Origin of the sequence: Nonomuraea basaltis (assembly GCF_005893125.1) — a bacterium.
Lineage (GTDB): Bacteria > Actinomycetota > Actinomycetes > Streptosporangiales > Streptosporangiaceae > Nonomuraea > Nonomuraea basaltis.
In genome coordinates this window covers 1-23,086 of the sequence record NZ_VCJS01000072.1, presented here as the reverse complement: position 1 = coordinate 23,086, position 23,086 = coordinate 1, and the positions used below count along the sequence as shown (strand labels likewise).

The 23,086-nt window shown below is 68.5% G+C and carries 20 protein-coding genes; 8 read left to right on the top strand and 12 right to left on the bottom strand.

Annotation, left to right across the window (positions count from 1 at the left end; translation table 11 throughout):
* Positions 1 to 25: 25 nt before the first annotated feature.
* The gene (locus EJK15_RS30555) at positions 26 to 373 is read right to left on the bottom strand and encodes an ArsR/SmtB family transcription factor (protein ID WP_138713942.1); all 348 of its coding nucleotides are present in this window, start codon (positions 371 to 373) and stop codon (positions 26 to 28) included.
* Between the two features lie 305 nt (positions 374 to 678).
* On the opposite strand from EJK15_RS30555, the gene EJK15_RS30550 reads away from it, so the two are divergent.
* Both EJK15_RS30550 and EJK15_RS30545 read left to right on the top strand, forming a co-directional pair.
* Entirely contained in the window at positions 679 to 1,560 is an 882-nt protein-coding gene (locus tag EJK15_RS30550) for a cation diffusion facilitator family transporter (RefSeq protein WP_240777314.1), read from the top strand.
* Positions 1,561 to 1,627: 67 nt separating this feature from the next.
* On the top strand, positions 1,628 to 1,978 hold the full coding sequence (locus EJK15_RS30545) for an ArsR/SmtB family transcription factor (protein WP_138713940.1): 351 nt from the start codon (positions 1,628 to 1,630) through the stop codon (positions 1,976 to 1,978).
* A gap of 192 nt (positions 1,979 to 2,170) precedes the next feature.
* On the opposite strand, the gene EJK15_RS30540 is transcribed toward EJK15_RS30545, so the two are convergent.
* Positions 2,171 to 2,872, bottom strand: a complete 702-nt coding sequence (locus EJK15_RS30540) for a hypothetical protein (protein ID WP_138713939.1) — start codon at positions 2,870 to 2,872, stop codon at positions 2,171 to 2,173.
* A gap of 193 nt (positions 2,873 to 3,065) precedes the next feature.
* Positions 3,066 to 4,253: a cytochrome P450 gene (locus tag EJK15_RS30535; protein ID WP_138713938.1), complete on the bottom strand. Its 1,188-nt coding sequence runs from the start codon at positions 4,251 to 4,253 to the stop codon at positions 3,066 to 3,068.
* Positions 4,254 to 4,327: 74 nt separating this feature from the next.
* Between EJK15_RS30535 and EJK15_RS30530 the strand changes: the two genes are divergently transcribed.
* Both EJK15_RS30530 and EJK15_RS30525 read left to right on the top strand, forming a co-directional pair.
* The gene (locus EJK15_RS30530) at positions 4,328 to 4,936 is read left to right on the top strand and encodes a TetR/AcrR family transcriptional regulator (RefSeq protein ID WP_138713937.1); all 609 of its coding nucleotides are present in this window, start codon (positions 4,328 to 4,330) and stop codon (positions 4,934 to 4,936) included.
* A gap of 168 nt (positions 4,937 to 5,104) precedes the next feature.
* Positions 5,105 to 6,265, top strand: coding sequence for a TolB family protein (locus EJK15_RS30525; protein ID WP_138713936.1), 1,161 nt, complete (start codon positions 5,105 to 5,107; stop codon positions 6,263 to 6,265).
* A 61-nt stretch (positions 6,266 to 6,326) separates the two neighbouring features.
* Here EJK15_RS30525 and EJK15_RS30520 read toward each other — a convergent pair whose 3' ends face one another.
* Positions 6,327 to 6,560, bottom strand: coding sequence for a recombinase (locus EJK15_RS30520; RefSeq protein ID WP_240777313.1), 234 nt, complete (start codon positions 6,558 to 6,560; stop codon positions 6,327 to 6,329).
* Between the two features lie 153 nt (positions 6,561 to 6,713).
* Here EJK15_RS30520 and EJK15_RS30515 point away from each other — a divergent pair, with 153 nt between their 5' ends.
* From EJK15_RS30515 to EJK15_RS30500, 4 genes are all read left to right on the top strand, one after another.
* Positions 6,714 to 7,610, top strand: coding sequence for an aminoglycoside phosphotransferase family protein (locus EJK15_RS30515; protein ID WP_138713935.1), 897 nt, complete (start codon positions 6,714 to 6,716; stop codon positions 7,608 to 7,610).
* 208 nt (positions 7,611 to 7,818) lie between these two features.
* The gene (locus EJK15_RS30510; protein ID WP_138713934.1) at positions 7,819 to 8,766 is read left to right on the top strand and encodes an RNA polymerase sigma-70 factor; all 948 of its coding nucleotides are present in this window, start codon (positions 7,819 to 7,821) and stop codon (positions 8,764 to 8,766) included.
* An 80-nt stretch (positions 8,767 to 8,846) separates the two neighbouring features.
* Positions 8,847 to 10,037: an NAD(P)/FAD-dependent oxidoreductase gene (locus EJK15_RS30505; protein WP_138713933.1), complete on the top strand. Its 1,191-nt coding sequence runs from the start codon at positions 8,847 to 8,849 to the stop codon at positions 10,035 to 10,037.
* A gap of 250 nt (positions 10,038 to 10,287) precedes the next feature.
* The gene (locus EJK15_RS30500) at positions 10,288 to 10,509 is read left to right on the top strand and encodes a hypothetical protein (protein WP_138713932.1); all 222 of its coding nucleotides are present in this window, start codon (positions 10,288 to 10,290) and stop codon (positions 10,507 to 10,509) included.
* 208 nt (positions 10,510 to 10,717) lie between these two features.
* On the opposite strand, the gene EJK15_RS30495 is transcribed toward EJK15_RS30500, so the two are convergent.
* From EJK15_RS30495 to EJK15_RS30460, 8 genes are all read right to left on the bottom strand, one after another.
* The gene (locus EJK15_RS30495; RefSeq protein ID WP_138713931.1) at positions 10,718 to 11,653 is read right to left on the bottom strand and encodes a pectate lyase family protein; all 936 of its coding nucleotides are present in this window, start codon (positions 11,651 to 11,653) and stop codon (positions 10,718 to 10,720) included.
* Positions 11,654 to 12,417: 764 nt separating this feature from the next.
* Complete coding sequence (locus EJK15_RS73020) at positions 12,418 to 12,921, bottom strand: hypothetical protein (RefSeq protein WP_138713930.1); 504 nt, start codon at positions 12,919 to 12,921, stop codon at positions 12,418 to 12,420.
* 799 nt (positions 12,922 to 13,720) lie between these two features.
* Positions 13,721 to 15,061: an ATP-binding protein gene (locus EJK15_RS30485; protein ID WP_171074620.1), complete on the bottom strand. Its 1,341-nt coding sequence runs from the start codon at positions 15,059 to 15,061 to the stop codon at positions 13,721 to 13,723.
* Positions 15,062 to 15,116: 55 nt separating this feature from the next.
* On the bottom strand, positions 15,117 to 17,783 hold the full coding sequence (locus EJK15_RS30480; RefSeq protein ID WP_138713928.1) for an alpha-L-rhamnosidase: 2,667 nt from the start codon (positions 17,781 to 17,783) through the stop codon (positions 15,117 to 15,119).
* A 23-nt stretch (positions 17,784 to 17,806) separates the two neighbouring features.
* Entirely contained in the window at positions 17,807 to 20,182 is a 2,376-nt protein-coding gene (locus tag EJK15_RS30475; RefSeq protein ID WP_171074619.1) for a GH39 family glycosyl hydrolase, read from the bottom strand.
* Between the two features lie 26 nt (positions 20,183 to 20,208).
* Entirely contained in the window at positions 20,209 to 21,027 is an 819-nt protein-coding gene (locus tag EJK15_RS30470) for a carbohydrate ABC transporter permease (protein WP_138713926.1), read from the bottom strand.
* Positions 21,024 to 21,872, bottom strand: a complete 849-nt coding sequence (locus EJK15_RS30465; RefSeq protein WP_138713925.1) for a carbohydrate ABC transporter permease — start codon at positions 21,870 to 21,872, stop codon at positions 21,024 to 21,026. Before EJK15_RS30465 ends, EJK15_RS30470 begins: the two co-directional genes overlap by 4 nt.
* 5 nt (positions 21,873 to 21,877) lie before the next feature.
* Positions 21,878 to 23,086: extracellular solute-binding protein (locus EJK15_RS30460; protein WP_138713924.1), on the bottom strand; the 1,209-nt coding region annotated here is incomplete at its 5' end.

The following is a 23,086-nucleotide window of genomic DNA, read 5'->3' as shown; positions in this document are numbered from 1 at the left end:
GTCGATGCGTCTGAGTTCGACCGGATCACTCGTGCCGCGGGATCCTCGACACCTCGTGATCGGCATGATGGACCGCCTCGGCGATCAACGCTCGAATGTGGGCGTCGCGGGCACGGTACAGAACCCGCCTGCCCTCCCGGCGACAGGCCACCAGCCCGGCCAGCCGCAGCTTGGCCAGGTGCTGGGACACGGCAGGCCGTGCCGCTCCCACCACTGTGACGAGGTTGCCCACGTCGTGCTCACCGTGGGCCAGGGCCCACAGCAAGCGCAATCTGGTGGCATCGGAGAGCATCCGAAACGCCGCGACCGCGACCTCCACCTGCGCGTCGGTCGGCGGGGCGCCGGTCGGCGAGCCGCCGTTGTGCTGCTGCATGGTCAACGCACCTAACATGTGCTTGCGTGCGCATACGAATACATATCGGAGGGGATAACCGTACTGTCACCCGTGCTCCATGACAGGACGAGGAGCAGCAGATGAGCGTGCACAGCCGCCCAGGACCGTCCCACGAGAGAGACCACAGCCACGGCCACGGACACGGACACGGACATGGCCACGACGAGCACGACCACGCATCCCCCAGCCGCACCCTAGGGGAACGGCTCCGCCATGTGGTGACGCCACACAGTCACGACGCGGCAGCCCGAACCGATCGCGCACTCGAGACCAGCCGCCGCGGCATGCGCACCCTGGCGATCTCCTTCGCCGTGCTCACCGTCACCGCTCTCGCCCAAGTAGTGATCTTCATGGTGTCGGGCTCGGTGGCCCTGCTCGGCGACACCCTGCACAACTTCGCCGACGCCCTGACCGCGGTGCCGCTGGCGATCGCCTTCACGGTGGGCCGCCGGATGGCTTCGCGCCGGTTCACCTACGGGTACGGCAGAGCCGAGGACCTGGCCGGCATCATCATCGTGCTGATCATCGCCGCCTCGGCGGCCCTGGCCGGGTACGAGGCCGTCAAGCGCCTGATCAACCCACAGGACGTGGAGGCGCTCGGCTGGGTCGCCGCCGCAGGAGTGATCGGCTTCCTCGGCAACGAACTGGTGGCCCGCTACCGGATCAAGGTCGGCCGCGAGATCGGCTCGGCGGCGCTGGTCGCCGACGGCCTGCACGCCCGCACCGACGGCTTCACCTCACTGGCCGTGCTGCTCGGAGCAGCCGGAGTATGGGCCGGCTGGCCGTACGCCGACCCGATCATCGGCCTGCTCATCACCGTCGCGATCCTCTACGTGCTGCGTGACGCCGCCCGCGAGGTCTACCACCGGCTGATGGACGCCGTCGACCCCGCGCTGATCGCCAAGGCCGAGCAGATCGTCGCCGAGACCCCCGGCGTGCGCGGTGTCGGCTCCCTGCGCATGCGCTGGATCGGCCACGCTCTCCGCGCGGAGGTGGACATCGTGGTGCGTCATGAGCTCTCTCTGGTCGAGGCGCACGCCGTGTCGGTGGAGGCCGAGCACCGGCTCATCCACGACCTGCCACGTCTGCAGGCCGCCACGGTGCACGCCGACCCCGACGGACCGGAAGGCACCGACCACCACGCCGTCCTGATCGTCCACCGGTAGCCACGACGCCTTCGGCCGCTGAGTGCGCTGCAGCCGCCGGACGCCGCCGCGGCTCTACGATGTGGTCATGAGCATGAGCGCGGCCCACGCAGATGCGCTGACCTCCCAGCAGAGGGGCGAGCGGTTCGAAGTCGCCGCGTCCGTTCTGGCGCTCCTCGCCGATCGCACGCGATTGGCGCTGCTGAACGAGTTGAGCCACGGCGAAGCCGATGTCACCACGCTTACCGACGCCATCGCGGCCTCCCGCCCCTCCGTCAGCCAGCATCTGGCCAAGCTCCGGCTTGCCGGCCTGGTGACCGCCCGCAAGGACGGGCGCCACGTCGTGTACTCCCTCCACCATGGACACCTCCGCCGGCTGGTCGAGGAGTCGCTCAACGTCGCCGACCACCAGATCGGATCACTGCCGCCCCATGACTGAGCGGCACCTCGCCGACCCCGAGCCGCGCCACCGGAGAATACGCCGACCTGCGCGGTGCCACGCTGAACTCCCCGTCCCGCTGTCCCCCCCGGGCGCACCGCCCCCTGAACCGGCGGCGCGGTCAAGCTCCAGGGGGCTATAGCAGGTGTTTGCTTCGGGTCGCCGCTCTACCGGCACTTCCCGACCTCATGATTACAGCAGTGAGCAGGACCGCCAGGCGATCGGCACGCGCGGCGACCACTGTCCGCCGTCGCCGCGTACGACCACGTACGCGGTGAGCGGCGCTTTGAACGAGCTCCCGCCGCACAGGACGCGCCCCGTGTCGACCGAGTAGCTGCCCGCCGGTCCATTGCCGCCCGACTGCGCGGTGGCACGGCCCTGCCACAGCACCCGGCCATCCGAGGAGCGCTTGACCTGGACGGTGACCTGGGTGCCAGGCGTCAGGTAGTAGCCGCGGACGGCCACGGTCTGGTACGGCCCCTCGTTGGTGGTGGAGCAGGTTTCGCCGTCGCAGGAGGGCCCCTTGCCGGCGTGGTTGCGCTTCATCATGATGACCCAGGCGAGCCTGCGGGCCGCGCTGTCGTTGTCGCGCCGCGCCTGGGTGCGGGAGCTGGGGACCACGCACCGGTAGTCGCCGGGGTACGCCTCCCGCCAGACGAACCCGGTCGTGCACGCGTGCCAGACTCCTGACGCGTTCTCCGACCGCGTGCGGTCGCGTACGGACGGGTCCACGCATACGTGGTCGCTGGGCCGCGCGCCGCGCCAGACGTACCCGCTGGCGCAGGTGTCGGGGGCGAACGCGGTCTCGGCGCCGGCTCCCGTGACCCCGAGCAGCGACCATGCCAGGCACCCCGATGCTGTCATCGCCGCGAGCCTGCCGGAACGTGTGAGCATGTTCTTCCTCCGGGACAGATCAAAGGACGGAGCGCGGGCGGGCACTCCCGGCCCCCCGTGATCGCATCCTGTCCCGCGGCCCACCGCCGGGACATGAGTAGCCCCCTACTCATATTTCGCTCTCTGGAGTGCGGCTCGTGCTCTGGCCGCCATGGCGCCATCCACCGGATGTAGGAAGTGCCCGTGGGCGTCACTACCAGGTAACCGGCAGGGCGGCCACGCCGTAGATGGTGGCCCGCGGCCGCAGCGGCACCTCCTCGGCGGGTACGGCCAGCCGCAGCGCGGGGAAGCGGCGCAGCAGCGCCGGGTAGGCCAGCCGCATCTCCAGCCGGGCCAGTTGCTGGCCCAGGCACTGGTGGATGCCGTGGCTGAAGCCCAGCTGCTGCCCGGCCTGGCGGGTGACGTCGAAGCGGTCGGGGTCCGGGAAGCGGGTTGTGTCCCGGTTGACGGCCGGGAGGCAGATCGTCACGGTCTCTCCAGCTTTGATCGTCTGCCCGGCGAGCGGCACGTCAGCCCTGGCGACCCGGATCGGGCCGATGTGCGTGACGCTGAGGTAGCGCATCAGCTCCTCGACCGCGGTCTCCGCGACACCGGGATCGGTGCGTACGAGGTCGGCCTGATCGGGGCGGCACAGCAGCAGGAACGTGCCGAGGCTCAGCATGTTCGCGGTCGTCTCGTGCCCGGCGGTCAGCAGCAGCGTGGCCACCCCTGTGAGCTCCTCGTGGTTGAGCTCGCCACCGGCGACCAACTCGCTGAGAAGGTCCTCGCCGAGTTCGGCCCGCTTGCGCCCGACCAGCTCGGAGAGGTAACCCATCAGCTCGGCGGCTGCGGCGCCCCGCTGTTCGATGGAGTTGTCGAGGTTCACCGCCTGCGCGGTGGTGTCCTGGAAGCGCGAACGCTCGCCGTACGGCACGCCGAGCAGCTCGCAGATCACCAGCGATGGGACCGGCAGCGCGAACGCGCGGACGAGGTCCGCGGGAGCTCCCGCGCGGGCCATCTCGTCGAGCTGACCGTTGATGATTTCCTGGATCCTGGGCTCCAGCCTTCGCATCTTCCGCATGCTGAAGTGGCCGGTCAGCAGCCTGCGGTAGCGAGAGTGTTCGGGGTCGTCCATCGCGATGAAGAAGCCTGGCGGGATCACCAGATCCGCCAGCCCCTCGGGGGGCGCCAGCTCCTTGATCGGCGGCGCGGCGCCCTGCGAGGTGTTGCTGAAGCGCGGGTCGTCGAGCACCGCGCGTGCCTCGGTGTAGCCGGTGACCAGCCAGCCGGGCCGCCCGTCGGCGTAGGTCATCGGGTGCAGCGGTCCGTGGAGCTCTTTCAGTACGGCAGGCGGCTCGAACGGGTCCTCCCGCTCGAGCGGCAGCGACTTGAGGGTTTCCATGCCCCCCAGAAAAGCGCACGGATTGCGAAATTGCAACTAATGCATAAACGCAGGGCGTGCGGTAGGGTGGTGTCGTGGAAGGTCATCGCGAACGCAAGAAGGTCCGCACCCGCCGCGCGCTGCTGGAGGCCGCGGTGCGGCTGTTCGGCGAGCAAGGCTACGAGCAGACCACCATCGCCGAGATCGCCGCGGCGGCCGACGTGGCGCCCAGGACCTTCTTCGCGTACTTCGCCAGCAAGGAGGATGTGCTCTTCCTGCACGCCGAGGATCGCTGGCAGGTCATGCTCGACGTGATCGCCGGGCGGAAACCGGGAGAGCCCCTGGGGGATCTGCTGAGCCGGATGTTCGAGGCCCTGGTGCGCAGCCTGGCCGAGGACGACGAGTTGGACTTCGCGCTGTCGCCGCTGCGGACGCGGCTGATGTTCACCGAGCCCGCGCTGCGGGCACGCGGGCTGACGCTCATGCTCGAGGGGCAGCCCCTGCTGGCCGAGGCCCTGTGCGAGGTCTACCCCGAGCTGGATCCCGTGGCGGCAGGCGCGGCGGTCGGCAGCTTCATGGGCGCACTGGCCGTGGCGGGGCTGGTCACCCAGCAGCAGGGCGGCTCCAACGAGGACGTCCTGGCCTCCGGCCGGCGGGGGATCGAGATCGCGGTCAACGGGCTGTCGAGCCTCGACGGTTCCTGACGCGTGGCCGGGCTCCTGTTCCCCCTGCGCGTGCTCGCCCTGACCGGCCTGCTCGCGGGCGCGGACTTCCTCAGCTATCCCCGGCCAGGCGATTCATCGTCGATGTCGGTGCTTAACTGATCATGTCCCTTGCTGGTCAAGAAGGCCGTTCCGTACGATGATCGCTGCATGTCGTCCAGTACGTCCGTCGCACTGGCGGGCTTGGCCCTGGCCGTCCTGGCCGCCGGATGCGCCGATCCGGCCGCCGACCGGTTGTCGCTCGTCAACGCGTCCCAGCTTCCGGCGTCCCCGCCACTGCCGTCTCTCACAGTGGTCCCGCCGCCGTCCTCGCCCATGGTGTCCTCGGGTCCGGTACGACACCCGTTCCCGATGGCGACCTCCTTGGCCGAGCCCATGGCGACCGGAGCACTCCTGACTGCGACGGGCCCGCCGCGGTTCTTCGTCTCCGCGCGCACTCCGCTCGCCCACTTCCCCGGCAAGTCCAAGACCGCTGTCTTCACTCCGGTGCCGCCCGCCGTGCACAACGCCGAGACCGGGTCGTTCATCGCGAACATCCCGCTGCCGCCCGGCGTCGAAAGTTCCTGGCACCTCGTGGCCGCCGCTCGGGACAACCGGACGTTCGCCATCGCCGGCTGGACTGAGCCGAGGAACCCGCACATTCGCTTCTTCCTGGTACGCCTCGGCGAGGACGGGCGACCCGGGAAGCCGGTGGCCGTCACGCAGACCGACCCCGACGACCTCACCCTCGTCTACGACCTCGCCCTCAGCGCCGACGGCACACGGCTGGCATACGCCACACCGCTCATCGGAGGCGGCGCCAAGATCTCTGTGCTCGACGTCGCCACCGGCCGGCGCCGGGACTGGAAGACGTTGACGCACTCGATGGTGAGCGGCCTGTCCTGGGCCCCGGACGGCCGCTCGCTCGCCTTCGTACTGGGTCTCCGGGCCATCGCCTCGCTCGACCTCGCCCGCCTGGGCGCCGACCCGGACAGCGCTGCGTACCAGATCATCAAGAACGCCACGGGCGCCACGCCGATCGAGTCGCTCGCCCACACCCCCGACGGCAGCGCGCTGATCTACGCGTCCGGGCACACCATCGAACGCGTCCCCGTGCCGGGCGGGCCGGCGCAGGTCCTGGCCCGGCCGGAGCTGCCGCACGACGCCTCTCTGAGCCTGCGCTTCAGCGTCGACGGGACCGGCGAGCACCTCCTGTACGTGCACCAGTGGCGCGCCTACCAGGTCGACCTCGCCGACGGCACGGTCACCTCAGTGCCGATCAGCGTCGCCGAGCATCCAGGTGAAGGCGACCCGCCGCGCGCAGCCTGGTGACCACCAGCTAAAACGGTCGCCTGGCTCAGCGAGGTCGGCGCCGTATCGTATTGATCACAAATCACGTCTCCGCCCTGGGGGTGCGCATGCCCGGCATGCCGAGGTGGATCGGGGCGACTCCGGCGAGTCGTCGGGTCTGGTCTCGCTTCTGGCGGAGGAAGGTGAGGGTGAGGTCGATGCCTTCAATTTCGCCGAGCCCGCCCTCGGCTTCGGCTCGGGCTCGGCGGGCCAGGAGGCCGAGTTCGATCTCGTCGAGTCGGGGCAGCATCTTCGGGTTGATGTTGGTCACGGGCATCTCAGGCAGGCTTTTCTGAACTATGGGGCAGTTCCGTCCCAAAGCCTCTGATCTGGAGCTCTCTGAAGCCGAATTGGTGATGCCAGAGGAATGACAGCGAGATGTTCCGGAGAGCAAGAGCCGCTCCCTGCCGCCTCAGTACTGTGACTTCGCATGACCGACACTGAGATCGAGATCACCGCAGACCTGGTCCGCGACTTGCTGCAGGAGCAACATCCAGACCTTGCAGGGCTGGCCATCCGCGAGGTGGTGGGCGGTTGGGGCAACCAAATGTGGCGCCTCGGGGACGAGTTGGCCGTGCGCATGCAGCGCATGGACCCCACCCCGGAGCTCCAGCTCAAGGAGCGGCGGTGGCTACCCGTGCTGGCCCCGCGCCTGCCGCTCCCGGTGCCGACCCCTGTGCGGTTCGGCGAACCGTCCGAGCGCTTCCCCAAGCACTGGACCGTGATGACGTGGGTTCCCGGCGAGCCGCTGGACCACGGCTCGATCAGCCGCGGCGCCCACGCGGCCGACACGCTGGCGGGCTTCCTCCAGGCGCTCCATGTGGAGGCGCCCACCGAGGCGCCGATCACTACGGACCGCGGTGCCCATCCCAGGAACTGCACGGACGGCTTCGAGAACTTCTTCCAGGCCGTTGCCCCCGACGACATTGCTGCCGACGTCCGGGACGTCTGGGACGACGCCGTTGCGGCCCACGCGTGGGAGGGCCCGCCGGTGTGGGTGCACGGCGACCTCCATCCCGCGAACGTCGTCGTCTCGGACGGAACGCTCTCGGGCATCATCGACTTCGGTGACATGTTCGCCGGCGATCCGGCGTGGGACCTCGCCGCCGCATGGGTGCTGCTACCCGCGGGCACGGCCTCACGGTTCTTCGACATGTACGGGCATGCAGACGAGGCGGCGATCCGGCGCGCCCGCGGGCTGGCCGCTATGAAGAGCCTCTTCCTGATGCTCATGGGGCAGAACGGAGATCGGGGCCTTCCCGGCGGCAAGCCGCACTGGGGACCTGCAGGCCGGGCGGCACTTGATCGTGTTCTGAAGGGCGTTTGATGCACACTTCTTGAACTTGTTCTCGATCTTGGTTGAGGTCCATGCGGCAGCCCACCTTCGTGGGGTTCATCGATCACCGCGCGTGGTGGGGATGCCAAGGTCCACGGCCGTATGCTGCCCGTGGCCCCGATCGAACTGGCCCGATCACGCGCTGGGCCGATCAGGGGGCGGGTGGACGCGGCCTGCGCACATGGCGGACCATGAGGTGATGTCGCTCCGTACGCACGAGGCCGATCTGTTCGAGAGCTTCAGGGGCCGCTTGGAGGCGATCGCCTACCGACTGCTCGGGTCGGCTGTTGATGCCGAGGACGCGGTGCAGGATGCGTTTCTGCGGTGGCACGCGGCGGACCGGGAACGGATCGAGACACCTGAGGCGTGGCTGACGAAGGTGCTCACCAATCTCTGCCTCAATCAGCTCACCTCGGCGCGGGCCAGGCGGGAAACCTATGTGGGGCAGTGGCTCCCGGAGCCGGTCCTGGCCGGAGATCGGATGCTCGGTCCGGCCGACACCGTCGAGCAACGCGAGTCGGTCTCCATTGCGATGCTCACCCTCATGGAGCGGCTGTCGCCCAATGAGCGCGTGGTGTACGTGCTGCGCGAGGCGTTCGGGTACCCGCACCGCGAGATCGCGGAGATCCTCGATCTCACCGAGTCGAACTGCCAGCAGATCTACCGGCGGGCCAAGCAGCGCGTCACCACCGACCGGTCCCGCACCGAGGTCGATGCGGTCGCCGCGGGGAAGATCGTCGAGGAGTTTCTCGCCGCGGCCCTCAGCGGCGACACCGAGCCGCTGATCCGGCTGCTCACCGGCGACGCGGTCAGCGTCTCCGACGGCGGTGGCCGGATTCCGGCCCGCAAGACCCCGCTCATCGGTGCGCTCGGTATCGCGCGATTCCTGCGTGGCCTGTTCCGGCCGACCGATGCCAAGCGAGCCATTGCCGGTGGCAGGCCTGCCTTCTATGCCGTCGTCGTCAACGGCGGTCCTGCCGTGCTGGTCGAGGTCGGCGAGCGGGTCTTCAGCGTCCTCTGCCTCGACGCGACCCCCGACGGCGTCGCGGCGATCCACATCCAGGTCAACCCCGACAAGCTGGAACGCATCACGCGCCAGTGGACAGCCGCTGGCCCCCATCGCCCCCTCGTGGAGAATGGGTGGTGACCCGCATCACAATCGTTTCCTGTCAGGGATCGTACGGCTGTCCGGTTCAGGAGGTGAAAGCAACCAGATAGGAGCGAGCCATGAAGCACCGCATTGTCGTCCTCGGAGCCGGGTACGCCGGAGCCAACGCCGCCGGTCGCCTCGCCAGGCGGCTGCACTGCGACGACATCGAGATCACTCTGGTCAATGGCGACCCCGAGTTCGTCGAACGGGTGCGTATGCACCAACTCGCGAGCGGGCAGAATCTGCCGCATCGCTCGCTGCACGACGTCTATGCGGGCACCGGCGTGCGGGTCCGGCCGGCGCGGGTCACCGCGGTGGATGTCGATCGCAAGACCGTCGATCTCACCAGCGAGCACGGAGCCGAGACCCTCGGCTATGACACCCTCGTGTACGCCCTTGGGAGCACCGTCGCCGACCACGGCGTCCCCGGTGTCGCCGAGTACGCCTACAACGTCGCCGGAAAGCAGGCCGCGCTGCGGCTGCGGGCGCGCCTGGGCGAGTTGGAGCCGGGTGGGACCGTGCTGGTCGTGGGCGGCGGCCTGACCGGTATCGAAGCAGCCACCGAGATCGCCGAGGCACACCCGGACCTCGAGGTCGCAATCGCCGCCCGCGACGGCGTCGGCGACTGGCTCAGTGACAAGGCCCAGCGCCACCTGCGCGGCGTCTTCGACCGGCTCGGCATCACGGTCCACGAGCATGCCGACATCAAGCGCGTCGAAGCGAACGGCGTGGTCACCGGTGCAGCCCGGGAGATCCCGGCCCAGGTGACCGTGTGGACCGCGGGTTTCACCGTGCACCCGATCGCGGCCGCCACCACCCTGGAGGTGTCCGATACCGGGCGGATCGTCGTCGACGGCACCATGCGCTCGGTCTCGCACCCCGATGTGTACGCCGTCGGCGACGCCGCGATCGCCGAAGGAGCGGGCGGTAAACCACTGCGGATGTCCTGCGCCTCGGGAATCCCGATGGCGTGGCTGGCCGCCGACGCCCTCGCCGCGCGCTTGACCGGTCGCAAGATTCCCGAGACCACGATCGGCTACACCATCCAGTGCATCAGCCTCGGACGCCGCGACGGAATCATCCAGCGCGTCACCCCCGACGATCAGGCCATGTCCACCGCCATCACGGGCCGGACCGCCGCCCGCATCAAGGAGTTCATCTGCGCGAGCGCGGCCTGGAGCATCTCCCACCCGACCGCGATGCTGCCGAGCCGCCGCCGTCACCTCGCGGCAACCGGCGAAGTGGAGACCCTCTTCGTCACCCCGTGACGCGGCCGCTGCGTCCGAACGCAGCGGCGAAGTGGAGGCCGAAGCCACCGGTCCGCGTGACCCGGACCGGTGGCCCGGTCGGGCCCCGAACATCTCTTCCGTTCATGGACGAAACCGTACGGGCCGCAGATGGACGGTCACTCGTCTGCCAGGGCGCGGCGGCATGGGGCGGGGGAAGCCGCCAACGTGCCGTCCGGGCTGAAGGTCATGTCGTGGAGGGGACGGGCGGACGGTCGCGGCGGGCCTGGCCGTGAGCTCCGGGGCCTCCGCCCAGGCGCTCGCGCCTCGCGTCTGCGACAACGGCGTTGCCTGGGGCAGATGCGAGACTCCCGGCAACTACCGCTGGCACGTCGTAGCGCACTGCGACGGCCTGCCCGACCCTGGATCGGACTGGGTGACCGGACCGGGAAGCGCCGAAGTGTCGTGCTGGGTCGGACGCGCGGTGGGCTCACACCTGGTGTTCGAGAACTGAACACCGCGCCCACCCGGGCCCTGACCTGAGCCGGGTCTCCCTCTGGGAGTCGTTCCTACCTCTCCAACGCCCCCGGAAGGAGCACGGCCCGCTCCAGCGGTGAGCGTGGTTCAGCCCAACAGGTGGGTTGCTCGTTGCACATCGTGTCCATGACCCACGGGGTCGGCCGAGCAGGAGCGCGGCCGACCCCGTGTGCGTCATGTGGCCCTCAGATGCTGATGCGGCCCGCGCCTGCGCCGCCGGTCACGATCGACTTGACGTTGGACGGAGTGTCCACGGTGTAGGAGTACGGGATCGAGCCGACGCTGCCTCCGGCGCTGCCGCTGCCGGAGTTCACGAAGTGGTTGTTGCGGGCGACGAGGTTGCCCGCGGGGGAACTGCCCTCGCCGCGGTGGTAGGGGTCATCGACGTTCTCGAAGTAGTTGCCCTCGACGAGGACGCCCGCCTCCACAGTGGACGCCACGCCGTAGTCGCCGATGTTGGCGTAGAAGTTGTTGTACACGTGCACCGGATTGCCGAAGCGTACGCGCGGGTGGCGCTGGCCGGTGCCGTCGAACCAGTTGTGGTGGTAGGTCACCCTCAGGTGGCCGCGGTCCTCCGAGCCGTTGCTGTCGCTGTGGCCGAGCAGCATGGTCTTGTCGTGGCTCGAGAACTTGTTCCAGGAGACGGTGACGTAGTCGCTGGCGCGCTTGATGTCCACCGCACCGTCGCCGCCGCTGCTGAAGGAGTTGTTGCCGATCCACACCCGCGTGGAGTACTGGACGTTGATCGCGTCGTCGCCCCAGTTGCGGAAGGTGAGGTTGCGGATGATGACGTTGGACGCGTTGGAGACGTTGAAGCCGCAGCCGGCGATCACCGCGCCGGAATTGCCGATGACGGTCTTGTTCGAGGCCACGCGGAGCATGCCAGAGCAGGAGATCGTCCCCGACACCCTGATCACCGCGGCGGAACCGGATGACAGGGCGCTGGACAGGGCGGAGGACGAGTTCACCGTCGTCGTGGGTGCGCTGCCGCCGCCCGTGGTGCCGCCGCCTTGGGTGGCCCATCCGACCAGGGCGGTGTTGGCCGACGCCGGCGGCGCGCCCACGGCCAGCCCGGTGATCGCGGCGGTAAGGCCGATGACCAGTTTGGAGGTGCGTTGCATCTCTGTACTCCTCCTGTGCTCGCGGGTCGTTTCTTGGCTCTCGTTCACATTTGTGAACGCCACTCATATGAGCGAACGACCGCAACGGTAGGAAAGCGCTTTCCTTCCGTCAATGCGACGGAGGGGTGCCGCCTCTGCCGGAAACACGTAGCCGCTGGCCAACCGCTAACAGCGCCACTTTCTCGCAGTGAAACTTTCATGTCGGGGCACGGCGCGGGCAGGGACGTACACGACCTGCTCGGCCGCGGTCTCACCACGATCGGAAGCGCCGAGTGGTCTTGCCGCTGCCGATTCCGCCGTCCTCGGTGTATGCCGCCCAGCATCGGTCTCCGGCGACCCCGGCGGCGGTGAACCGCGTACGGGTCAGCCGCTCACCCAGCCCGAGCGCGAACTGTTCGCGCGGTTCGACGCCGGTTACCGCCGGGCAAAACGCGGCCGAGACTGTGGTCCCACCTCGAACGCAGCCTGGGCCGCCTGGACGAACTCGCGATCCTGATGCGCACGCGCCGTCGGCGGATGCAGTACCGCCCCGCCGTCCTGGACGCGTTCGCCACTCACACCGCTCTGATCACCGGCCCGGCTCCACCAGAAGAGCCCGACCTTTCACCCTCTTGACGGCGACCCCGCCAGCCGGGATCGCCTTTGCAACAGCCCGCGCTTTGTGGAGTGCCGCTTATCCCCCGAAGGCGGTCGAGAAATAAGCGGCTTCCGGCCAGCGGAAAGGCACTGTCCGACATGATAAGTGCCTTCAGGGCCCCTCAGCGTTACTGCTTGGCCTGAACAAAGTCCCCTGCATCCCTGGAGGTCTCTGCCGAGCGCTGGCAGCCGGCATCGCCGATCGGCCTTGCCCTCACGTCGAAACCAGGATGAACACTGTTGAATACGTACCACGCGGGCCCCTCGCGGGTGATGTCTACGGGCCCCAGACCACCTCCCGGCAGCCAGGCGCGGACTCTTAGGCAATAGTTGTCTCCGAAGTAGACAGCAGCCGTGTACCGGTAGCCTGAATATTGCCCGGCTGGAATCAGGTCATCGTAACAACCCTGCCTGTAAACACAGGCGGCCTCCCTCCAGACCTGGACGGCGCCGACGGCGATCGTGCTCGTATTGTGAACCTCGTTGTCCGTTGGTGAGGCCGTCGCTGCGGAGGGTGCCGCACTAGTCAGAAGACCGGCCGTCAGGGCAATCGCGGCAGCCCATGTCATTTTCTTCATTTTCCCTCTCTCATGCCTTGTGATTTCCTGCTGGATCTTTCCGGTGAACCACATGACCCCGGCAAAGCTCCGGGACCGGTGATCAGTGCTGTGCCGTACTTCCCTCCCCTCTGCCAGAACTTGTTGTCCCAGTGCCGGTCGCTGACGTCTACGTTTGCACCGCATTGATGAACGGCACTCGTAGAAGCGCACCCAGCACAATGCCTGTTCTTCTGATCCACAACCCGACCCTGCGCATTGCGGTTCTCTTCCTGAGATGAAGAACGGCCATTGCGAGAAAGGTACCTCTTTCGCTCTAATGGCAACCAGGGCAACAACCGGGCATTTCAGGGCGCAATCAGGGGTACACCGGGTATGCGATAGGGGCAAAGGGGTGGATACACGCCCGCGGAGCAGGAACGGCGCGAGCCTGCACGGCTGCAGGCGGCCGAGTGGGGGCGCCGTGTTGGGTCGGACCGGGGCGCCCTGCCGGTGCTGCCACTGGCGGGTCTCCCCGAACCGCCTCCCGAACCCGGCGTGCGCTGTTAAGCGCACCGGGCTCTCCACAAGCCCTGACGGGCTGAAGCTCTGGAGTGGGCTGAAGCTCTGGAGTCCGGCTGACGTCCGAGCGATCTGCTCGCCTCGTCACTTTGGCATGGGCGATCTGGTCGAGGCGCGTGTGGATGATCTCGACGTCGGCGTACAGACCGCGAGTGCGCAGGCACCAATGCAAGGTGGTCGCCCGGTGACGGACGTCTTCGGGGGAACCGTGCAGGGCGAGGGCGTGCAGGTTGGCCAGCTCCACCTCCAGCCACGCGGGGGCACCGGCGCCTCGCCCGGCGACAGACGCGGCCGCATGTCCGCTTCGTAGGAGTTAGAGGTGGTCCATCGCCGCCGACGAGGCGTAGCGGTAGTGGGTCACCAGCCGGTTCAGCGCCGCACGCCGGTCGGTCTCGGACTCTTCTTCTGCGGCCACGGCGGCATGGGCGCGGATCAGGTCGTGGAAACGGTAGCGGCCGGGAACGGGCTCCTGCAGGAGGTGAACCTCCAGCAGCTGGTCGAGCACCTGACCTGCCCGCGCGGCGGTGGTGTCGAACAGGGCGGCGGCGGCATCGGGCGCGATGTCCGTACCGGCGTGCGTCCCGAGCAGCCGGTACGCGCGGCGTACGTCCTGGGTGAGCTCCCGGTACGACAGTTCGAGCGCGGCGGTGATGCTGCGCTGCCCGACATGCAGCTCGCTGAGCCGGCGCTGTAGTTGCTCCAGCCGCTCGAGCAGGTGCGTCACGCTCCAGGCGGGGTGGGCCCTCAGCCGGGCCGCCGCCAGCCGGATGGCCAGCGGTAACAGCCCGCACCGCCGCACCACCTCACCCAGGGCGTCCGCCGGCGCATCCGCGACACGCTCCTGTCCCGCGGTCGCGGTGAACAGCGCGATCGTGTCCGGGAGCGGCATGAGGTCGACCGACAGCGTGCGGGCGTCGTCCAGGCCGAACAGCCGCCGCCGGCTCGTGACCAGGACCAGACAGCTTCCCCTGCCGGGCAGCAGGGGTAGCACCTGGGCATCGTCGGCGGCGTTGTCCAGCAAGATCAGCATCTTCCTGTCGGCCAGCACCGTCCGGTACAGCGCGGCCCGGTCGTCGAGACACTGGGGGATGGACTCTCCGGGGACGCCGAGCACACCCAGCATGCGGGCGAGCGCGTCGGCCGGGTCGGTAGGAACCATGCCCTGCGTGTAGCCGTGCAGGTCGATGAACAGATCACCGTCCGGGAAGCGGGGGGCGAGCTGATGGGCGGCGTGGACGGCCAGGGCGGTCTTGCCGGCTCCCGCCATGCCGTCGATGGCGGTGATCACGACCGTGGCCGCGTCACCCATGTCCTCGAGAACGGCCAGTTCCCGCGTCCGGCCGACGAACGTCGCGATATCGGCGGGCAGTTGCTGCGGTGCTGGGCGGGGGTCTTCCGGGAATCCACTCGCGGCGCGGGTCAGGACCGACAGCTCTCCTTCGTTGAGGTCCAGCGCCTCGGCGAGGAGCCGCACCGACGTGGTGCGCGGCCGTCGCAGCTTGCCCGTCTCCAACCGCCGGACGGTACGCACGTTGAGCCCTGTCTGTACCGCCAGTTGCTCTTGGGTCAGCAGCGCCCGCTCACGCCAGGCCCGCACCAACGCACCCAATGCCGGATGGCGGGCCTCAGCGGCGTCATGTGCTTCTGACGACATGAAATACATCTCCCAGGGTCACCTGCCTGAATGCGGCAGAAACTTGTCATCTCGCCTAGACGTCGTCATCGACGCGTCCCGCGATCTGGGCTGCCAGACCCGCCCGCCCGCCGTGCGTCTGTCGCGGTGCGCCGCCGGACTCGAAGCGCCATGTGCCTGAGCCGACGAGGTATTCGGCGGCCGCGCTCTCCGAGAGGATCAACGTCGGCTCGGGCACGCGAACCGTCGCCGTGGCGCCTACTGGCACGGTGACGTCGAGAGTGAGCCGGTCGTCCTGGCGTCGCCACGCGACGCGGACGTCTCCGTAGGGAACGCGCGTCGTGTAGGTCATCGAGTGGAGCTCGTTCAGCACTACTGGAGCGATGGTGAGGTGCCGGTATCCGATGGATTCCGTGGTTTGGTCCACCCCGCCGAGGTATCGGCTCAGCCAGGTCTCGACGGCGCCGAGCATGAAGTGGTTCAGCGACAGGCCCCGGGTCGGCCCGTCCCATGCCTCGGCCAGCGAGGTGGCCCCCGCGAGCACCTGGTGACCGTAGCTCGGCGGGGTGGTCTCGGTGACCAGCCGGCAGAGAACGTCGTGCCGCCCGGCCGTCGACAGGACGCGGTAGACAGCCGGCAGGGCGATCTCGCCGACGGTCAGATGGTGGCCCGCCGCCTCGATCGCGTCGATCAGCCGGTCGAGAGTCGGCTCGCGTAGTTCGGGCGCGATGCCGAGGTCCAGGGCGAAGGCGTGGCAGGCCTGGCTACCGCTGCCGTAGCGAGTGTTTTCCGGGTCGAAGAAGCGGTCGTGGAAGGCGGCGGCGATGCGGGTGGTGAGTTCGCGGTAGCGCTTGGCCTCGGTCTGGGCACCGAGGGCGGTGGCGATCTTGGACAGGGTGGTGGCCGCGCGGTGGTAGCCCCAGGTGGCGGCGACCGCGATGGGGGTGGACTCGTCGGTGGCGATCCAGTCGCCGAGCCCGTGTTCCAGGGTGTCCCCGGCGGACCGGCCGGCGAGGTGGTCCATGTAGCGCAGCATGTTGGGGAAGGTGCGGCGGGCGGTTTCGAGGTCGCCGTACTCCTTGTAGAGCAGCCAGGAGGCCATGATGATCGCGCTTCCCCAGTTGGGGTCGTCGCGGAAGCGGTCCTCGAAGATCACGTATTCGGGTGCGGTGTTCGGCACCAGGCCGGTCTCGGTCTGGGCCTCGGCCATGTTGCGGACCAGTTCGCGGTAGTAGGCGGCGACGTCGTAGCCGCGCGCCACGGCGTCGAAGACGAGGTGGGTCTCCTCCAGCCAGCACAGTTTCTCCCGGTGCGGGCAGTCTGTGAGGACGCTGAACATGTTGCTCTGCACCGCCCGGTCCACAAGGCCGTGGATCTGGTCGATCAGCGGGTGGGAGGTGCGCAGGGCGCCGATCGGCTCGTTGGCGGCGCGCAGGACGAGTGCCCGTACGCAGTGGGGGCCGGCATCATCGGGCAGGCCGGTGACCTCCAGGTAGCGGAAGCCGTGGTAGGTGAAGCGCGGATGCCATTGCTGTTGCCCGGCGCGGGTGATGTAGGTGTCGATGATGGGCGCGCCGGTGCTGTGCTCGTCCTGCAGGACGAGCCCGGCGGGGGTGAGCTGCTCTCCCGGTCGCAGCTGGATGGTGCGTCCGGCCTCCAGGTCGAGGTCGAGGAGTGGCCAGCCGGCGATGTTGGTTCCGACGTCGAAGACGAGCACGCCGGGGGCGGGCCGGGTGATCTCCAGCGTGGGCAGCTCGTCGATCACTTGGATCGGGGGGCAGGCGCGGGCGGCCAGCCGCACCGTCGGACGGTCGACCGTCACGACCGGTTGCCACTGCGATCGGTCGTGGCCGGGCGCGTCCCATCCCGGCAACTCTCGCCGGGCGTCGTGCTCCTCGCCGCCGTACCAATGCGACATCAGCGTCGGGCCGGGCGCGGTCCGCCAGGTCGTGTCGCTGACCACGCACGTACGGGTGCCGTCCGGAGCGTGTAGTTCGAGTTGGACGAGCGCGGCCGGGAGCGCGCGGGTGCCGGCGAATTTGGTGTATCGGCCGGGGATGTCCTGGACGTGTGCGATGCCGGGGCCGAGTTGGACGCCGATGGTGTTGGCGCCCGGGCGGAGCAACGCGGTGACGTTGGCGGTGGTGTAGACGACGCGCTGGGTGAAGTCGGTGTTCGGTGGCTCCAGCACCGCGTCGGTGACCGGCCGGCCGTTGATGGCGGCCGTCCAGATGCCCACGCCGGTGATGTAGAGCCGGGCCCGCTCCACTGGAGCGTCCGTGGTGAAGTCCAGTGCGAACAGCGGCAGTGCGGCGGATTCGAGGTCGGCGGGCGGAGAGGCCCAGCGTGGATGGGTGATCCATGCCGCCGACCAGTCGGCGGGGTCGAGCAGCCCGAGCTCGAAGCGCGCGCGAGCGCTCCATGGCCCCGGTTGTTCCTCTGCGCTCCAGGCCCGCACGCGCCAGTAGACCTGCGCGCGCGAGGAGAGAGGTACGCCCCCGTACCGGATGCGCTGCTGCGACCCCGCCAGGCGGCCGGTGTCCCACAGGTCGATCTGACCGGACACCAACAGTGCCGCGGAGCTGGCGGCCTGAATCTGATACGCGCACTGGCGGGCCCCGCGCCGGTCCGAGTCCAGCTGCCAGCTCAGGTACGGCCGGCGGTCATCGATGCCGAGCGGGGCGGGCAGATCGGCGGTACGGGTGCGGACGACGTGAAGCGCGCCAGTGGCGTGATTGCTCATGAAACTCCTTCTAGGAGGCGGGATCAGTTCTGAACGAGGGCGAAGTCGTCGAACCACGCCCGGCCCACGCCGCTGTTCTTCCGCGCGAACAGGTTCGCGCTCGTGCTGGACGGTCCGGTGGTGAAGGTGACCGAGGTCGGGGTGTACGTCGTGGCGTCGACGAATGCGCTGGTCTCCGCGCCGCCGTAGTCCTTGACGCCGAGCTGGACCTTGTCGCCCGGCGTGCCGGAGCGCAGGTATCCGGAGAACGTGTACGTGGTCGCGGGCTTCAGTCCGGTGACGGTGACGTTCACACCATTGCCTGCGCCGGCGAACGTGGCGGCGTGCTTGCCAGAGCGGGAATCGCTGTCGACCACGGTGGCGGCGCCGGTGGCCGTCCAGCCGCTCATTGCGCCGGTCTCGAAGCCGGGATTGGCCACGCCGATGTTGGTGGCCCGCTTGGTCACCTCCAGCTCGGCGAGCTGGAACCGGTACGCGTCCCGGCCCCCTTCCTTGATCGGCAGGCCGAGCTTGGACGCTGAGACGCGTACGAACCGATACCGCTTGTCCGAACTGATCGGGAAGGCCTGCGGCCCGGGAACCGGGCTGTAACCGGTTCTAGAGATCAGGGTGTCCCACGTCGTACCGTCGGCGGATCCGGCGATGGTGAAGTCGGCGGGGAAGTTGTGCCCGTCCCCGGCCTGGTCGCTGCGGGGCCACAGCGTCACCGTGTCGAAGGGCACGATGGAGCCGAGGTCCACCTGCACCCACTCAGGGGCGGGAGGCGTGTTGGTCGTGTGCTCCACCGAGGTCCAGCCCATGGTGGGGTCGGCCCCTTCGGCGTCGGCGTTGGCGTAGCTGTATCGCCGCCCGTCGGTGACCGCCTTCGGGAACCAGCCCCGGGCGGTGTACTCCGTGCTGTGCGACACCTCCATGCCCCGCGCCAGGTTCACGGTGGTGGCGACGGGAGCCACCGGCTTCGCCCCTATGCTCTCCCCGTCGGCCGGCGTCAGCTCGATCAGGGCGGTGGCGTTGGGTTCGAGCGTCAGCGACGTGGACCACTTCGACGTCGCCGCTACGACGTCGCGCGAGGACGGGCGCAGCAGCTCGTTCGGGCTGGGACGCTGGTTGGCGAGGCCGGCGCTCTGGTCGAACCAGGAGGTGCCCGCGGTGCCGTCGATGTCGAAGCGGGTGACGGCGAAGTTCCCGGTGTACGGCAGGTTGTCCACCGACACGTTGAAGGGCGTGCGCTCAAGAGTGTCGTTCCACAGCAGGACGCTGACCTTGCGCGTTGCCGCATCTTGGGTGACCAGTCCGTGCGTGGCGGTGCTCGACGCGCCGGTGACCGAGGTGCCGAGCCTGACGGCGCTCATGGACTGGAGCATCGCGAACGTGTTGCCGACCGCCTTGCGGCGTCCCTCCACGGTGAGCAGCCCGAGATCGCCGTTGAAGTCCTTTTGCGGGGTCAACCCTTCGAGCCCGGTGAAGAAGAAGATCCCGTTCAGCCCGGTGTCCTTGAGGGCCTCGAACATCCGGTGGGCGGCGTACGAGGCGCTCTGCTGAGTGTCCGGCCAGGTGCCGGGACCATTGTCCATGCGGGAGCCGGCGTGCCATTCGGTGACGTACAGCTTCTTGCCCGAAAGGCTGCGCGCGGCCAGCGCGTCACGGACCGTCGAGGCGGAGGTGAAGGTGGGGGCTCCGTAGTCGTGCCACGAGACGAAGTCAGCGGGCACGGTCCTGTTGGCGGCGATGAAGTCCAGCCAGTCCCCGAGCATGCCGGCTTTCGTGACGCCCGGCCCGCCTACTTGCGCGGAGCTGTCTCCCTCCTTGACGGCTTTGGCGGTGGCCGCGTACATGCTGAGGTAGTCGGCTGAGGTGCCCTTCCAGAAAAAGTCGGGTTCGTTCCACACCTCCCAGTTCCACCCCCGACGGCCGAAGTGCTGAACCAAGGCCTTGACCGCGCGCGCCCATGCCGCATTGTCGGCGGGAGGGCTGAAAAGCTCCGCCGGGATCTTCCGAAGTGCGCGAGGCATGTAGCTGAGGCTGATCCACGGCTTGATGCCCTGATCAAGGAACGGCTTCAGTACGGCGTCGAGCTTGGTGTAGTCGTAATTCCCGTCGCTCTTCACCACGCCGTAGAATTCGTCGTCGAACACATGGTCCACGCGTAGCTGGCGCACCCCTAACTCGGCGAGCGCGGCCGCGTGGTCAGGCAGGGCATGCAGGTTCTGCAACGTGACGTAGCCGCCCTGCGAGACGTTGAGCAGCTGATCCTTGTTCAGGCCGCCGACGATATTGACCCGGTAGTCGGCCGATACGTCGACGGTGGCGGCCGCATGAGCCGGACCGGTCGTCGTGGCGAGGATGAGGCTCACCCCTGCCAGGACGGTGCTTAATGTGCGGCGAAGAGATGATGGCACACGAGTCTCCTTGTGAAAGTGAGTTGCTACTTGACCGCGCCGGACATAAGTCCGCTGACGATGCGTTTCTGGGCGACGAGATAGGTCACCACGAGCGGCAGGCTGACGACGATCACGTCGGCGAAGATCAACTGCCAGTTCGTCCGGTACTGGTTGCCGCTGACGAAGCTGAACAGCCCCAGCGGCAGGGTCTGCCGTTCGGTGCCCCTGAGCAGGAAGAAGGCGTAGAAGAAGTCGTTCCAGAGTTGCAGGGCGAGGAAGATGCCGGCGGTGAGCAGCACCGGCCGCAACGACGGGAGGATGATGCGCAGGAACACGCCCAGTGTGGAGCACCCGTCGAGCCGGGCGGCCTCCTCCATCTCGTACGGGATGCCTTTGACGAAGCCGGTCATCAGGAAGATCGACAGGCTCATGTACGCGCCCGCGTAGAACAGCACTCCGCCCAGCCGGGTGCCGTCCAGGCCGACCGTCTTGAGCACCTGGAGGGTGGTGATGATCGCGGGCGGCAGCAGGATTCCGCTGATCGCCAGGTAGTACAGCGCCCGCAGGCTGCGGCGGCGGTCCCGGCCGAACACCCACGCGGCCATCGCCCCGAAGAACAACAGCAGCAGCAGCGCCGGGACGGTGACGAGGCAGCTGTTGACGAAGCCCCGCACCGCCGCTCCGTCGGAGAAGATCGTGCCCAGGTTCTCGGTCAGGTGCCAGGTCTGGGGCAGCGCCAGGGACAGGTGTTGCGCCTCGGCGTAAGGTTTGGCGGCCGTCACCAGAACGAGCCACAGCGGGACGCCGACGAATACCGCCGCGAACGCCCAGAGCGCGGCCTGCCGCAGGAACCCGGTGTTCATCCCGATACCTCCCGGCGGCGCAGGTAGACGACGAGCGGGACGGCGACCGCGACCACCGTCAGGAACAGCACCAGGCTCATGGCCGTGGCCTGCCCGAACGCTCCGGTCCCGAATTGCTGGAAGACGTAGACGTTCAACACCTCGGTGGCGCGGCCGGGGCCGCCGCGCGTGGTGGCCAGGACGATGTCGAAGGTGTTCAGCGCGCCGATCAGGGTCAGCGTGACGTTGATCGTGACGGCGGGCGCCAGCAGCCGGAACTTGACGTGGCGGAACACCTGCCAGCCGGACGCGCCGTCGATCCGCGCGGCCTGCAGCACCTCCTGCGGCACGGCGGCCAGGCCCGCGATGTAGATGAGCACCGTCAGCCCGACCCATTTCCACGCGTGGACCAGGGCCACCACACCCAGCGTCCAGTCCACCGAGCCCAGCCACTCGACCTGCGTCCCGAGTAACCGGTTGAGCAGCCCGTCGTAGGCCAAAACGGCCTGGAAGACATATCCCACGGCGAGCGGCGCGAGCAGGACCGGGAAGAACAGGATGGCCCGCAGCGCGCGGTTGCCGCGCGTCGACCGCTCCAGGCCGAGGGCCAGCACCAGGCCCACGCCGTTCTGAGCCAGCGTCACCACCGCGGCGTAGACGAGGGTGCGGCGCAGGTCTGCCCAGAGGATGCCGTCATCGGCGAGATCGCGGAAGTTGTCCAGGCCGACGAATTCGACCGCCGGACGGAACGCGCTCCAGCCGGTGAAGGCGAAGGCGAGGTTCATCAGGTTCGGCAGCAGAAAGAATGCGCCGAACAATCCGAGCGGGGCCATGAGCAACGCGATGCCGCGTCGCTGTCTCAGCATGATCGTCAGAACCCCTCGACGCCGATGAGCTTCGCGTTCTTCTCGAATTCCGCCTGCATCTGACGGGCCACGTCTTCGGGGGTCGATTTGCCGGTGATCAGCTCGCCGACCATCGTCGGGAAATCTCCGAAACTCGCCGCCGCCTGCATGTCCACGCTCGGGATCGCCCCCGCGGCGTAGGCGTCGCCGACGGCTTTCTGCAGCACCGACACCCCGGGCGGGTCGGTGATCCCCTCGATGACCGACGGCTCCTTCGCCGCGCCCAGGTAGGCCTTGTAGCCCGTCGTGGTGGCGTAGGCGACGTAGTCGCGGGCGGCTTGCTCGCGGGTCGCGTCACTCGTCTTGGGCAACATCACCGAGGCGTTGTTCGACGACTGCCACATCGCCTTGCCGGAGGTCGTGGGCCAGGGCATGAAGCCGATGCTCTGATCGACCTTCCCGGCGCCGGCCGTCTCCGCCAGTGCCGAGATCATCCACGACGCCTGCGCGACCATGGCGACCTTGCCGGACAACAGCGCGTACTGCTGGTCGGTGTACTTGGCGGTCTTGTAGTCGGGGTTGGTGTAGCCGGCCTCGACGTAGGACTTGAAGCCCTTCAGGGCGCTCAGGACCGCCGGATCGGTCCACGACGCCGCCTTCGTATTGATCTTCTCGACGAGTCCGGAGGCGACGGCGTCGGTGAGCATCTCGTAGATCGGCACCTGCATCGTCCAGGCGTCACCGCCCGCGATCGACATCGGCGCCACCCCGGCGTCCTTGAGCTTCTTCGACACCGCCAGCAGCTCGTCGTAGCTCTTCGGCGGCGTCACGCCGTTCTTGGCGAAGACGCCCTTGTTGTAGAAGATGCCGAAGATCGACGGGAAGCCCACGGTGGCCGTGTAGGCCTTGCCGTCCGATGCGCCGGATTCGGCGGCCAGCCGGTACTTCGTCTTCTTGACGAAGTCCATGCCGGACAGGTCCTGCAGGTTCGACCGCGGGACGAGCTGAGCGAAGAACTTCGTGGCGGGCTGCCAGTAGATGACGTCGGGGCGCTCTCCGGCGGTCCACTTGGTCAGCGTGTTGGTCTCGAACGGGTCGGGGACCGTGACGATCTCGGTCTTGACGCCGTCCTGCTTGCCGAAGGCGGCGATCCCGTCCTTGATCGACTGGGGTGTCTGCTGGGAGAGCCAGAACGTCAGCGATCCGGGCTCGGCGTCGGCCGTCCCGCCCGTCCC